Origin of the sequence: Winogradskya humida (genome assembly GCF_016862215.1) — a bacterium.
GTDB classification, from domain to species: domain Bacteria; phylum Actinomycetota; class Actinomycetes; order Mycobacteriales; family Micromonosporaceae; genus Actinoplanes; species Actinoplanes humidus.
This window is the reverse complement of the sequence record NZ_BOMN01000062.1, coordinates 24540-36511: the sequence shown is the minus strand read 5'-3', so window position 1 is coordinate 36511 and position 11972 is coordinate 24540. Positions and strand designations below refer to the sequence as shown.

The window sequence follows — 11972 nt, the reverse complement described above, 5'->3', positions numbered from 1 at the left end:
GCACTTGAGCAGGGCCGACCTGGGCAGGGCGCACTTGAGCAGGGCCCACTTGAGCAGGGCCGACCTGGGCAGGGCGCACTTGAGCAGGGCGGACCTGAGCAGGGCGGACCTGAGCAGGGCCGACCTGAGCGGGACCACCCGGGGCGGGCGGATCGGTGGCGGTGGGTGCGCGTTGATGCGGAGATCATGGGGGCGTCCTTGGTGGAGGATGCCACTGATCTGAAGCCTGGTGAGTTCGTGACGGGGGGCGAGGCGTGGGTGGCCTATCGCTCCGGGGGTCTCGACGCTTCTCAGTACGGCGTGCCCGGCACCGAGAATTGGGGGCCGGCTGAGATTCGGGGTAATGCCGTTCGGGATCTGGCCTGTCTGAACAAGGTGGAGACGTTGCCGTGGGACGAGTGGGGGCGGATGCAGGCGTCGTACAGGGGGGAGACCGGGGCCGATTATGACGAGCTCTTGGACGCGGTTGCGGAGGCCTGTGCCGCCGATGACCCTGCGGCTGCCGTGAGCCTGTATGCGACCGCGGAGCTGGAATGGGTCGGCCGCGAATAGCGGGCCGTGGGGATCAGCGGGGGCGGGAGCGGAGGCGGCGGAGCATGCGGGCGTCGGTGAAGCCTACGGAGTGGGCGGCGGATTCGATGGTGGCGCCGTGGCTGATGAGGTGTTCGGCTCGTTCCAGGCGGAGGAGTTGCTGGTAGCGGAGGGGGGTGCTGCCGGTGGCGGATTCGAAGCGGCGGGTGAGGGTTCGTTCGCTGATTCCGGCGGTGCGGGCGAGGTCGGTGAGGGGGAGTTGTTCCTTGAAATCGGTTTCGATGCGGTCCTGGACCCGGTGGACGGCGTCGTTGAGGTGGGCTCGGTGGCGGAGCATGGCGCTCTGCTGGCTGTCGTTGCCGTTGCGGCGGGCGTAGACGACCATCTGGCGGGCGACGCGGGCGGCGGCTGCGGGGCCGTGGCGGGTGGCGACCAGGTGGAGGGCCAGGTCGATGCCGCTGGCGATGCCTGCCGAGGTCACCACGCGGCCGTCGGTGACGTAGAGGACGTCGGGGACGACGTCGGCCAGGGGGTAGCGGCGGGCCAGGGTGTGCTGGATGTCGTGGTGGGTGGTGCAGCGGCGGCCGTCGAGGAGGCCGGCTCGGCCCAGGGCGTCGGCGCCGGCGCAGATGCTGGCCACCGTGCCGCCCGCGGTGTGGTGGGCGGTGATCCGGTCGAGGGTCTGCTGCTGCAGGTGGCCGTTGGTGGTGCCGGGGCGGACGCTCCAGCCGGGGACCACCACCAGGTCGTCCGGGGTCAGGTCCGGCCACTGTTTCGTGGCGAGGAGGGGGACGCCCTGGTGGGTGACGATCTGCTCGTGCTCCGCGACGTAGGCGAGGCGGTAGTCGTGCCCGTACCCGGCCGCGGTCGAGAAGACCTGGGCGGCCCCTGCCAGGTCCAGCAGGTGCAGGCCGGGCACGAGGACGAAAACCACCTGGCTCACGATCCGGTCAGCTCACTCACGGTTGTCACGGTAGCGAACCGGCCCGCGAGGGCGTACTCGGTGCGGGAAATGATGTCGGCGACCGGGAGGGTGCGGGGGTCGGCGAGGAGTTCGTCGACGGTCAGGTCGGCGGGGGCTGAGCGGTGGGCGATCGGGAATGTCGTGGTCGCATCGGTGACGAAGGTGATCGTGTAGCCGAAGTCCGCTCCGACCCGGGCGGTGGTCTCCACGCACTGTTCCGTCTGGATGCCGCAGAGCGTGAGTTCGTGGATGCCCGCGGCGGTGAGGAGCTGCTGCAGGTTGGTGGTGGTGAACGCGTTTCGCGAGGTCTTGGTCAGGATCGGCTCGCCGTCGGCGGGGGACAGCTCGGCGAACGGGCGGACGTGACCCGAGCTCGGGTCGAAGACACCGCCGGTGCCGGGTTCGCTGTGCAAAATCCAGATGACGAGGTCGCCGGCGGCGCGGGCGGTGTCGATCAGTGCCTGCACGGGCTTGGCGATGTCGGGGTTGCCGACCGCTTTCCAGGACGGGCGGGCGCGGAAGGATTCCTGGACGTCGATGACGATGAGCGCTTTTGTCATACGTTGATTCTGGCGTGCTCACGGCGTACTCATAAAGGCATTGCCAGGTCTCGGAGCGGAACGATCCGGTCAGGGGTCCGGCCGGTGGTGGCAGATAGAGCGGGGCGGCGCCGAAGCGCCGCCCCGGGAGATCAGCTTTGAGAATTGAAGATGGAGTACGGTGCCGGGCGCGAGACGTCCGGCAGACCCTGCTCCTTGCGAGCCTCCGAGAGGGTCATCGTTTCCTGCTCCTCCTCCGAGACCACCGGTGTGGTGAACGGCTGGTAGTCGCCGTCACACCAGGTGCCCTTCGCCGGCAGCGCACCCGTCAGCAGGTACGTGTCGATCGCGTTGGTGGCACAGTCCGAGGTGCCGTAGGACGTGTGGCCCCAGTTGGTGTTGGACAGCAGCCGGCTGTTCGGCAGACGCTTGGAAGCCGAGACCGCGTCGTCGTAGTTCGTTGCCGGATCCCACTTGGCGCCGACGAACAGAACCGGCGCGGCGGTCTTCGCGGTCCACGGGCCGGTGTACGCGTCCTCGTCCCGGACGGTCCACGTGTTGCGGGCGCACTGCACGGTGCCCCAGCCCCAGGCGCGGCCGAAGTACGGTGCCCGCTTGTCGGCCTGCACCATCAGGGCCGGCCAGTCGCCGGCGTCCTGCGGGTGCAGCGCGTCGGTGCAGTCCACGCCGGCGAAGGCTTCGAAGCCGTTGCTGTAGTAGAAGTCGCGGGCCGGCTTGCCGCGGGCCTCCTTGATCCGGGCGAGCAGCGCCGTCCTCGCCTCGTCGGCGGCCTCCTGGGTCGGCGGGAACAGCATGTTCCACAGGTCCATCATCAGGTACGTGGCCCAGTCGCCGGCGTCGGTGCCGTACATCGAGCCGAGGATGCCGCTGACGAAGTCCGCGTACGTGATGGTCCAGGTGCCCCACTCGTCCTTCAGGACGAGCGGCTTCTTTCGCAGCGTCTGCGCGATGGTCTCGAAGTTCTTGACCGGGTCACCGGCGGCGAAGACACAGAACTCCTCACCGGCGGCGTCACAGCGGTGCAGGATCTCGATCAGCGCACGGTACGCGCCGGCACCCGACCGCAGCCGCGTGTCCTGCTCCTGCCCGGCGGTGGCCGGTGTGCCGACCCAGTGCTCCGGGTCGAGGACGCCGTCGACGGTCAGGGCCCGGAACCGGTCCGGGAACATGTTGGCGTAGAACTGGCCGATCGCGGTGCCGTAGCTGAAGCCCAGGAAGCTCAGCTTCTGGTCGCCGACCGCCCGGCGCAGCACGTCCATGTCGCGGGCCGCCTCGGCGGACGACATAGATCCGGCGAGCCATTTGCCGGTGGTCGAGCACGCCTTGCCGAACTTCTTGGCAGCGGCGATGTAGCGGTCCTCCTGCGCCTTGCCCCATGGGAAGGCCACGTTCATCTGCGAGAGAACCGCGGTCTGCTCCTTCACCGACGGGAAGCAGCGCAGGTTCTGGCTGGCGTCGATACCGCGCGGGTCGAAGCCGACAATGTCGAAGCGCTTGAGGATCGACTCGCTCAGGAAAAACTGCGCGGAATACGCGAAACTGGTGGCGGAACCGCCGGGTCCACCCGGATTGACGAACAGGGTCCCGATCTTGTGCGCCTGGTCTTTCGCCTTGATTCGCAGCACCGCGATCTCGGTTTTCGCCCCGGTCGGCTGGTCGTAGTCAAGCGGGAGACGCGTGGTGGCGCACTCCGCGGTCTCCCAGCACTCGTACCAGTCGAGTTTCGGCGTCGGGACGCTGTCGACGCGCTTGCGCTCCAAGGCGCTAACGGTGTCGGCCTGGTCCTTTGCTGCTGCCGACCCCGCGCCGACCGCCGACGCCGAGGTCGGGACCGCAGCGCTGACCGCGATCAGCACCCCCGCCGCTCCCACACCGAGGAGACGTTTTCCTAGAGAATGCATGGCCGCCCTTCCAGCGATCCGCGGCCGTTTGCCGCAGAGCATCAAGATATGTATCCCACGGTGGCCGATGCTTTTCTTTGACGCGCCGCTACGGCATTCATCGGAAATGTTTCTCGCATTTGATAGGGGCAACAGGAATGGTCGTCGGCCCCACTGTGGAGGAAAATTCACCCAGTAATAGGATTACGGTATGAAGGTCGCCGGGCTGGTCCTCGCCGCGGGCGCCGGGCGTCGTTACGGCATGCCGAAGGCGCTCGTGCCTTGGGAAGGCACGCTGCTGGTGCGGCGCGCGGAACGCACCCTGCGCACGGCCGGTCTCGACCGGATCCACATCGTGGTCGGGGCGCAGGCCGAACGGGTGCGCGCCGCCGTCCCCGGCGTCGACTTCGTCGACAACCCCGAGTGGGACACCGGCATGGCGTCCTCCTTGCGCGCCGGGCTGGGCGCGCTGGCCGCGGGCGCGGCCGACGCGGCGGTGGTCCTTCTGGTCGACATGCCCGGCATCACCCCCGCAGCCGTACGCCGAATCGTCGCCTTCGCCGCCCCCGACGCCCTCGCCATGGGCGGCTACGACAACCGCCGCTCCCACCCGGTGCTCCTCGGCCGCGACCACTGGGCCGGCGTCGCCGCCTCCGCCACCGGAGACCGAGGCGCCCGCGACTACCTGCGCACCCACGCCCACACCGTCCGAGTCGTCCCGATGGACGACATCGCCGACGACACCGACCTCGACATCCCACCCGGCCCACCCGAGCCCGACACCACGGCCGACGACGAGGCCTGACTCGCCCACGCGTCAGCCGTTGACGATCTTCTTTCGGGTTTGATGACGGTTGCGTACCTGCGTCCGCTTCGCCATTCTGGCGGGGTAGGCCGTGCCTGAGAGGGCGGCATTGATCTCGGCGGTCAAGGCAACCGAGAGCGTCTCTCCTTCTTAGCGCAGGTAATAGTGACGCAGCCAGTCGTTCACCGAGGCCCACTGCCAGATCCGCATGGAGCCCCGCTCGCCACCGCCTGCGGAACCGACCGGTTCCGGGGAAGTCGCCCGGGCCGCGCTTTCCGTCGACCCAGAGGCGGACGGCCTCGCGCGTCACCCGAACCCGCTTGGCGATATCGGATATGCCCACCATCGAGATAGGCGGGTCCTCAGATCAGCCAGTATTGGATCTTGCTGGTGTGCTGCTGCGGCTACCACCTCCGTGGCCTGCGTCACTCGCTCCTCGGCGCCTCCGACGTATGTCTCGGCGGAACCGTCTCGGCCCAATACTTCAATGCCGCGCAGTTGACTGCTGTGGGTCAGATGGCTCGCCTCTTCGTCGAATTTTTGCGCCAGCACCATGAGGCGGTCCACCTCCTCCGCGTTCTCGGCGGCGGTGTCCAGGAGGTCTTGAGCCCGGTGTCACCGCTCGGCGGCGTCGATGTGGTCGACATCGGCATCGAGAATCTCCTCGGCAGTCCATAGCCGTGGCCTGATGTCTGCCTCAGGTGCCAGCCGGCTCTTCTGGCCGCATCGATGGCGTCCCTGATCGATGCTTGTGGACCCGGAGGGTTCGAGATCGATTACCTTGACCGGCTTACAAGTGTTGATTCAAGCCACGCAGATGCATGCCGCAAGCATTGAGTTAATTGAACTGAAGAGTGAGATCAGCCAGGGTGGTTATGCGGTGGGGTTCGGTGAAGGGGCCGGTGTCGTGGCGGTCGAGGTGGGTGGCTCGGAGGCCGGCGGATCGGGCGGCGCGGACGTCCAGGTCATAGTTGTCGCCCACGCTCAGCACTTCGTGTGGCTGGAAGCCCCACCGTTCGCAAGCGCGCAGGAACGCCACCGGATCGGGTTTGGGGGTGCCGAGGTTGTCGACTGTGAACACCGGGCCGATGAGGTGGGCGATTCCCGTACGGATGAGTTTCTTGTTCTGTTGGGTGGTTGAGCCGTTTGTCAGCACCGCGCAAGGCACGGTCAGAGCGCGTAATGCGGGAATGACGTCGTCATAAGCGCGCCAGGCGGCTTCGTAGTGTTTCAGGTAGTCGGCGAAAGTGGCGTCCAACTGGGAGTCGGGGGTTGACTCCGTGCCGAGGAAATCGCGTAAACGGCGGCGGCGCTGTTCCGCGAAGGTGATGGTGCCGGCTCGCCAGGCTGCGAGGTGGGGTTCCTGGAGGGCGGTCCAGCGGGCGACGGATTCGTCCGTGGCGGGGTGGCCGATGGTGGGGAGCCAGGCTCGCAGGGCCGCGTCGGCTGCGGCGTCGTGGTTGACGAGCGTGCCGTCCAGGTCCAGGAGCACCGCGCGTACGGTCACGACTGGCATTGTATTGCTATGACGATCAAGCCTGTTCCGCTGGCGACCTGGCCGACCCCGTTGGAGCCCGCGATGCGGCTGGCCGGGGCGATCGGGCTCGAGCAGTTGTGGGTGAAGCGGGACGATCTGACCGGGCTCGGTGGTGGTGGGAACAAGGTCCGGAAGCTTCAGTACACCTGCGCGCAGGCGGTCAAGGCCGGCGCGACCGGCGTGGTCACCACGGGTGCGCCGCAGTCGAATCATGCGCGGCTGACCGCTGCGGCCGCCGCGCGGCTCGGGTTGAGCTGCACCCTGGTCCTGGCGGGGACGGCGCCGGAGGCCATGCGCGGCAACCTGTTGCTCGACGAGCTGGCCGGCGCGCGGATCGTGTGGGCCGGCACCGATCCGCTTGCCGAGGTCGCGGCCGCGCAGGACGGTTACGTGATTCCGTTCGGTGGCACGAATGCGGTGTCGGCGCAGGGGTACGTCGACTGTGCGAAGGAGTTGCTCACGCAGTTGCCGGATCTGGACACGGTCGTGGTCGCGCTCGGGTCGGGCGGGACGATGGCCGGGCTGGTCGCGCAGCTCGGCCCCGAGCGGGTGCTGGGCGTGGACGTCGGCGCCCTGCCCGATCCACGCGCGACAGTGGCGGGCCTGCTGAACGAGATGTGGGCGGCCGCCGAGGGCGGGATGTGGGCGGCCGGCGGGACCGAGCTGGGCGCGGTCAGCGAAAGCCTGCGCATCGACAGCACGCAGGTCGGCGCGGGATACGCGACGGTGACCGAGCCGGTGCGCGCGGCGATGACGCTGGTCGCGCGCACCGAGGGGATCTTCCTCGACCCGACCTACACCGGCCGCGCGATGGCCGGTCTCCGCGCGGCGAAACCCCGCGGCAAGGTCGTTTTCCTGCACACGGGTGGGCTCCCCAGATTGTTGGTCTAAAAGAACCCGCGGACGGCGGCCAGCCCGAGGGCGGTCCGGGGCAGGTAACCGACACGCCACAGCCCGCCGTGCACAGCGCCCACGTTCTCGTCGGTCCAGGCCTGCGGTGCCGCCGGCCGCGGGTTGCGCAGCTGATGCACGAGCAGCGCCGCCATCAACCGGTTGCTGGTGGCGGGCGCGAACACTTCGACCCCGAACAGGTGCGCACCCGCGTACGCCGCAGCCAGCAGTCGATTGCTGGTCACCGACCGGGTCGTCGTCGGCGGCGCCACCGCGAAGCTCACCTCGGCACCCGACTGCCGTGCGACCGAGGCACGCCATCGCTGGATCCGCTTGGCCAGCGCATAGTTGGGCCCCTGCTGCGGCACCAGACTGTCGGCGATCGCCGGCACCGCATCGGAATCGGAAGGGTAGTGCGGCTTCAGCAGCCGGCCGCCGGAGACCGCGTGGGTCACCCGGGCGGCCGCCGACCGTGAGCGGTAGTTCGACGTCGCCTGCGCCACAACTTCAGCCGGCACACCGAAGGTGTCGGTCGGCGTGGCGAGAAAGGCCAGCCCGGTGCCAGGCCGCTGCTTCTGCACATGTACGCCCAAAGCGTCCACAGCCGCAGACACCAACGGATACGCGCCCCCGGGCGCGTACACGTAATTGCCCAGAACCAGATGCCCTTCGACGCCGAGCAGCCACCGTGCGGTCTCCGGCAGCCCGCTCAGCAGATCGATCCCGGCGTCCGCGGGCGACGTGCCGGGCGCGATCAACCGTCCCGCGCCGTTGCGGGCGGCGAGCGCGACGCGTTCCCACAGCGCGGGCCGGGGCAGGTCGACGCCGACCACCGTGCCGCCCCAGGCCAGGACCGCCGGCAGTGGTCCCAGCTCCGCACCCGCGCCGAGCACCACGAGCCGGTGGTCGCTGAGGTCGAGCCAGTCCGGGTTCGCGGCGACCTCACGCACCATCTCGGCGGCGGAGGCCTCGAGCACGCCGGCGGTCACCCAGGTGTCGAGCTGCCGGCTGAGCGAGTCACCCCGAAGGACCTCTTTACCGTACGGAATGAGCAGCTCGGTCTCCGCCTTCTCCCCGCCGTCGACGGTGAACGTGGCCGGCGGTTCGGCCTCGAGCGCGAACACGTCGTCCAGCGCGATGTCCTCGCCGTCGCGCTGCACCCGCATCCGCCGGTGCACCGAGTCGAGACCGGCGGCGGCTGTGGCGTACCCGTCATCGGCTGCGACCAGGGCCCGGAAGTGCGGCAGATAGCCCTTGCGCCAATCGGTCTCCGCGGCAGCGGCATCGGCCGCACCGGGGTCGGCGGCCCGCAGCGCGTCGGCGACCACCGCCCGGCCGAATTCCGAGCTGCTGCGCCGACCATCCGCCCCGCGGGGAAACACGACCTCGTTCACGCCGGACAGTATGGCCATCCCGGTCACGGAGCACCTCGTCCGGTCGGGTTTACAAAAGCCGCATAGGGTATATATCGCTAGTGCCCTCGACCCGGTCCTACGACGACTACTGCCTCCCCGGCAGCGTCTTCTTCGAGCGTCCGGCACCGGGCCTGCGGGGGGAGGGCTTTCCCGAGCTGCGACTGCCGCCGGGCGAGTGGACCGTACGGGAATCCGCAGACTGGCGGATGGCGATGCCGAACGGTGCCGACCTGCCCGAGCAGGGCTGGAAGCTACACGTCTCGGCGACCCCGGCCACCGCCGCCGGCACGCTGGCGATCGTCGCGGACTACTGCACCCGGGAACGCCTGCCGTTCAAACACCTGCCCTCGCCGGGCGCGCTGCTGAGACGCAACAGCAAGTACGCGAGCCGCGGCGGCAGCGGCAAATTCGTCACCGTCTACCCCCACGACTTCACCACAGCCGCCACCGACCTCGCACAACTGCTGCTCGGCCGCCCCGGGCCGTACATCCTCAGCGACCGGCGAATCGGCGACGGCCCGGTCTACGCGCGCTACGGCGGTTTCCAGCCCCTGATGGTCGACGGAGTTCCGGCGATCCGCCGCCCCGACGGCGTACTCGTGCCGGATGTCCGCTCGCCCTCTTTCCGGCTGCCCGACTGGGTGACGCTGCCCGCGATCCTCGACCGTCCTGACGTCAGGACCGAGCTGCCCTACCGGGTTACCGGCGCGCTGCACTTCTCCAACGGCGGCGGCGTCTACCGGGCGGAACGCGACGGCCGTACCGTCGTACTCAAGGAGGCTCGTCCCCACTCCGGGCTGGACGTGGCCGGCAACGACGCCGTGCACCGATTGAGACGCGAACACGAGGTGCTGTGCTCGCTCGCCGGAATCCCGGGCATCCCCGTCGCGTACGAACTCTTCGAAGCCTGGGAGCACACGTTCCTGGCGATGGAGGAGATCGCGGGCGTCCCGCTCGGCCGGTGGATCGCTCTGCACAGCGACATGTACGCCGCTGACGACACGGCCTACCGCCGGCGCGCGATGGCCCTGGCGGACCGGCTCGACACGCTAATCGCGGCGGTGCACGAGCGCGGTTGGGTGTTCGGCGACCTGCATCCGCGCAACGTGCTCGTCGGCGACGGCGACGTACCGCACCTGATCGACTTCGAGTGTGCGTCGCCGATCGCCGACGATGCTGTCGCGACGCTGGGTGCCGCCGGGTTCCGGGCCCCACCGGGCACCCGTGGCGCCGACCTCGACCACCACGCGCTGGCCGCGATCCGGATGACGTTCCTAGTCCCGCTGACACCGCTGCTGGAGCTCGCGCCCGAGAAGCTCGGCACCCATCTGCGGCACGCGCCCGAGCTACCACCCGCCACCGTGCGGCGGTTGCGCGATGCCTGGGCGCCGGCCCGCGAGGAGCCCGGCTGGCCCGGTGAGGATCCGATCCCGGCACTGGTGCGGGCGATTCACGCGTCGGCGACCCCGGAACGCCCGGATCGGCTGTTCCCCGGGGATGTCGAGCAGTTCCGCAGTGGTGGGGCTGGATTCGGCTATGGCGCTGCCGGTGTTCTTCACGCGCTCACTGTCGTGGGGGAGGCGGTCGTTCCCGCGTACGAACAATGGCTTTGCTCCGCGCCGATGCCGGACCGGCCCGGATTCTGGACCGGCACCCACGGCATCGCCTACGTCCTGGACCGGCTCGGCCACCCGGACCGGGCAGAAGCCCTGCTCGACCTGCACGAACTGCCCGACGGTCCGGATCTGGGGTTGGGCCTCGCGGGGATCGGCCTGACCCTGCTCGACCTCGCGGACCGCCGTCGCGCCGGCTTCATCGACCGTGCGGTGACGATCGCGGAACTGATGATCACTCAGAACGGCGATCTGCCCGCGGGCCTGCTCACCGGGTGGAGCGGTCCCGCGTTGCTCTGCCTGCGGCTGTTCGAGCGGACCGCCAACGACCGCTGGCTGGCCGAAGCGGACAGGTTGCTCGGCCGGGACCTCGCCCGATGCGCGTTCAGACCGGCCGGCGGACGTCAGTACAGCGACGGCAGGCGGCGGTTGCCCTACCTCGGCACCGGAAGTGCGGGAGTGGCGGTTGTCGCCGCCGAGCTCGCGCAATATCTGCCCGATGCGGATGCTGTGCGGGCGCTCCCGGACCTGCGTCTCGCGTGCCGTCCGCGCCTGACCGTCTATCCCGGACTCATGCAGGGCCGCGCCGGTCTGCTCCTGGCCGCGCCCGGCGAGTCACCGCAGAACTTGGAGTTGCACGCCGTGCGCTACGCCGACGGCATCGCCTTTCCCGGGACCACGATGCGGCGTCTGAGCATGGACGTGCACACCGGCACCGCCGGTGTTCTGCTCGCCCTCGCCGGACAGCTGCCGTTCCTCACCCCACCAACGCCCGGCCATCCGGCCGGAGTGACACCGGAAGGATCACCATCATGGACAGCATTCTCGAACTCCAGGAACTCCTCGCCGAGGACGAAGCTGATGCCGGCACCAACGAAAACCCGGACAGCGCGCTGAGCGTCGCCTGTAGCCACCTCAGTCTGCTGCTCTGCAACTAAAGGTCGCGGGCGCTCAACCAGGTCTCGACGGCGTCGACCACCCTTTCCGGGGCGCGGCGGGCCCAGAGAAAATGATCCGGGTACGCCTGCACGTGCGCCCGGTCGACATGGCCCGGCAGGCGGTGGGCGAGATGGTCCACCGCCGTTGCCGGGATCATGCGGTCGCCGGCGATGTCCACCAGGAGCGCCGGGACCGCCAGTCCGGCCAGCGCAGCCTCGTAGTCGGTGCTGTCGCCGTGGACGCGGTACCGGCCGTGGCGGGCCTCGTAACCCCAGTCGGTCATGAGGCCGCGGGGCTGGCGGCCCGCGAAGCCGAGTTTGTGGCCCGGCCAGTAGCCGAGGGAGTTGGTGACCGCGCCGACGAAACGCACTCCGGCGGCGCGGCGGGCGCGGGAGAGGGGGCCGCGGTGGGCGTACTTGGAGCTTGTTCCGGTGCCCAGGGCCACAACGGCATCCGTGCGTACGCTGCCGGCCGCACCCGAGAGCAGAGCGAGCTGGCCGCCAAGGCTGTGACCGGCGAGCACGATCCGGTCGGCGCCCGCGACCGCTGACCCCGCGAACACAGCCGGAAGGTCGTCGTGGAGCAGGTTGGCGTACCCGAAGGATCCTTTTCTCAGATCTGCGACCGGGCTCTGTGGCATGCCGCGCAGCTCGACCCCCACGACGTGCCGGCCGTGGCCGGACCAGGTCGTGAGGAGCTTGCGGTAATAGGCGAGCGGCACGCCGAGTGCGGGCAGGAAAACAATCGATGCCGGAGTGCCCGGCGTGCCGTATTCCTCGACGGTGAGGGTCACTGCGCCGGACGAACTGATCGGATGGATCACGGGCTCCATCGGGC

At 69.4% G+C, this 11972-nt stretch carries 12 protein-coding genes; 6 read left to right on the top strand and 6 right to left on the bottom strand.

Annotated elements, in window-relative coordinates; genetic code table 11:
• Positions 1 to 4 precede the first annotated feature (4 nt).
• Complete coding sequence (locus tag Ahu01nite_RS51855; RefSeq protein ID WP_369076638.1) at positions 5 to 223, top strand: pentapeptide repeat-containing protein; 219 nt, start codon at positions 5 to 7, stop codon at positions 221 to 223.
• A complete protein-coding gene (locus Ahu01nite_RS24745; protein WP_203839009.1) occupies positions 166 to 552 on the top strand; it encodes a hypothetical protein in 387 nt (128 codons plus the stop codon). Before Ahu01nite_RS51855 ends, Ahu01nite_RS24745 begins: the two co-directional genes overlap by 58 nt.
• 13 nt (positions 553 to 565) lie before the next feature.
• On the opposite strand, the gene Ahu01nite_RS24740 is transcribed toward Ahu01nite_RS24745, so the two are convergent.
• The 3 genes from Ahu01nite_RS24740 to Ahu01nite_RS24730 all read right to left on the bottom strand — a co-directional run bounded on the left by Ahu01nite_RS24740 (position 566) and on the right by Ahu01nite_RS24730 (position 3956).
• Complete coding sequence (locus Ahu01nite_RS24740; RefSeq protein WP_203839003.1) at positions 566 to 1474, bottom strand: GlxA family transcriptional regulator; 909 nt, start codon at positions 1472 to 1474, stop codon at positions 566 to 568.
• A complete protein-coding gene (locus Ahu01nite_RS24735) occupies positions 1471 to 2055 on the bottom strand; it encodes a cysteine hydrolase family protein (RefSeq protein WP_203839002.1) in 585 nt (194 codons plus the stop codon). Before Ahu01nite_RS24735 ends, Ahu01nite_RS24740 begins: the two co-directional genes overlap by 4 nt.
• A 131-nt stretch (positions 2056 to 2186) precedes the next feature.
• Complete coding sequence (locus tag Ahu01nite_RS24730) at positions 2187 to 3956, bottom strand: alpha/beta hydrolase (RefSeq protein ID WP_203839001.1); 1770 nt, start codon at positions 3954 to 3956, stop codon at positions 2187 to 2189.
• A 190-nt stretch (positions 3957 to 4146) separates the two neighbouring features.
• Here Ahu01nite_RS24730 and Ahu01nite_RS24725 point away from each other — a divergent pair, with 190 nt between their 5' ends.
• Both Ahu01nite_RS24725 and Ahu01nite_RS24720 read left to right on the top strand, forming a co-directional pair.
• The gene (locus Ahu01nite_RS24725; RefSeq protein ID WP_203839000.1) at positions 4147 to 4740 is read left to right on the top strand and encodes a nucleotidyltransferase family protein; all 594 of its coding nucleotides are present in this window, start codon (positions 4147 to 4149) and stop codon (positions 4738 to 4740) included.
• 384 nt (positions 4741 to 5124) lie between these two features.
• Positions 5125 to 5418 carry a hypothetical protein gene (locus tag Ahu01nite_RS24720; RefSeq protein WP_203838999.1) on the top strand — a complete coding sequence of 98 codons (294 nt, stop codon included), beginning with the start codon at positions 5125 to 5127 and terminating at the stop codon, positions 5416 to 5418.
• A 160-nt stretch (positions 5419 to 5578) separates the two neighbouring features.
• Here the strand turns inward: Ahu01nite_RS24720 and Ahu01nite_RS24715 are convergent, their stop codons facing one another.
• Positions 5579 to 6247: an HAD family hydrolase gene (locus tag Ahu01nite_RS24715; RefSeq protein ID WP_239159103.1), complete on the bottom strand. Its 669-nt coding sequence runs from the start codon at positions 6245 to 6247 to the stop codon at positions 5579 to 5581.
• 18 nt (positions 6248 to 6265) lie between these two features.
• On the opposite strand from Ahu01nite_RS24715, the gene Ahu01nite_RS24710 reads away from it, so the two are divergent.
• On the top strand, positions 6266 to 7168 hold the full coding sequence (locus Ahu01nite_RS24710; RefSeq protein ID WP_203838998.1) for a pyridoxal-phosphate dependent enzyme: 903 nt from the start codon (positions 6266 to 6268) through the stop codon (positions 7166 to 7168).
• Here Ahu01nite_RS24710 and Ahu01nite_RS24705 read toward each other — a convergent pair.
• Entirely contained in the window at positions 7165 to 8562 is a 1398-nt protein-coding gene (locus tag Ahu01nite_RS24705) for a hypothetical protein (RefSeq protein ID WP_239159102.1), read from the bottom strand. The two genes, Ahu01nite_RS24710 and Ahu01nite_RS24705, sit on opposite strands and share 4 nt — an antisense overlap.
• 80 nt (positions 8563 to 8642) lie before the next feature.
• Here Ahu01nite_RS24705 and lanKC point away from each other — a divergent pair, with 80 nt between their 5' ends.
• Positions 8643 to 11093 carry a class III lanthionine synthetase LanKC gene (gene lanKC, locus Ahu01nite_RS24700; protein WP_203838997.1) on the top strand — a complete coding sequence of 817 codons (2451 nt, stop codon included), beginning with the start codon at positions 8643 to 8645 and terminating at the stop codon, positions 11091 to 11093.
• A 37-nt stretch (positions 11094 to 11130) separates the two neighbouring features.
• On the opposite strand, the gene Ahu01nite_RS24695 is transcribed toward lanKC, so the two are convergent.
• Positions 11131 to 11967: an alpha/beta fold hydrolase gene (locus tag Ahu01nite_RS24695; protein WP_203838996.1), complete on the bottom strand. Its 837-nt coding sequence runs from the start codon at positions 11965 to 11967 to the stop codon at positions 11131 to 11133.
• Positions 11968 to 11972: the final 5 nt, after the last annotated feature.

Bases quoted from the DNA above. Each gene is read 5' to 3' on its own strand.
- Ahu01nite_RS24695 (WP_203838996.1), bottom strand. From the start codon at position 11,967: ATGGAGCCCGTGATCCATCCGATCAGTTCGTCCGGCGCAGTGACCCTC.
- Ahu01nite_RS24725 (WP_203839000.1), top strand. From the start codon at position 4,147: ATGAAGGTCGCCGGGCTGGTCCTCGCCGCGGGCGCCGGGCGTCGTTAC.
- Ahu01nite_RS24735 (WP_203839002.1), bottom strand. From the start codon at position 2,055: ATGACAAAAGCGCTCATCGTCATCGACGTCCAGGAATCCTTCCGCGCC.
- Ahu01nite_RS24710 (WP_203838998.1), top strand. From the start codon at position 6,266: ATGACGATCAAGCCTGTTCCGCTGGCGACCTGGCCGACCCCGTTGGAG.
- Ahu01nite_RS24730 (WP_203839001.1), bottom strand. From the start codon at position 3,956: ATGCATTCTCTAGGAAAACGTCTCCTCGGTGTGGGAGCGGCGGGGGTG.